The organism is Mesorhizobium sp. Cs1299R1N3 (genome assembly GCF_037179625.1).
GTDB lineage: Bacteria > Pseudomonadota > Alphaproteobacteria > Rhizobiales > Rhizobiaceae > Mesorhizobium > Mesorhizobium salmacidum.
In genome coordinates, this window is sequence record NZ_JAPYKQ010000057.1 from 1 (window position 1) to 516 (window position 516).

A 516-nucleotide genomic window follows, 5' to 3' on the forward strand; every position below is an offset into this window, starting at 1 on the left:
ACCCTTATGCAGGATCGCGGTAGCCCGGCCGCGGGTGGGCAGCACGTTCTGCACCAGGTTCGGGCCGTTGATGGTGTCCCAAATCTCCTTAGCGATGGTGATGGCTTCGTTGTCGGGCATTCGTGCGTACTCACCGAAGAACGAGTGGGGGTCGGTGAACGCGGTTTGCCGCAGGGTGAGGAACCGGTTGATGTACCACCGGATGATGTCGGCCTCCTCAGCATCGACGTATACCGAGAAGTCGAAGAAGTCGCTCAGGGCCAGTCCCATTGTCCCACTGCTGCGCCGTCGTGGTGGCTGTAGAACGTTAAGCCCCTCAATAATGAGGATGTCGGGTTGCCGGACGACGAGTTGCTGGTTGGGCACGATGTCGTAGGTGACGTGAGAGTAAACCGGTGCGGTGACTTCAGGCATCCCGGACTTGACATCGACGACGAACCTCAGCAAGGCCTTGCGGTCGTAGGATTCAGGGAACCCCTTGCGGGAAAGCAGCTCGCGTTCCTCGAGTACCCGGTT

Annotated in this window: 1 protein-coding gene; it reads right to left on the reverse strand. The window is 59.7% G+C overall.

Annotation, left to right across the window (positions count from 1 at the left end; translation table 11 throughout):
• The coding region (gene coaA, locus O7B34_RS31935; RefSeq protein ID WP_337149722.1) for a type I pantothenate kinase at positions 1 to 516 on the reverse strand (516 nt) is incomplete at both ends.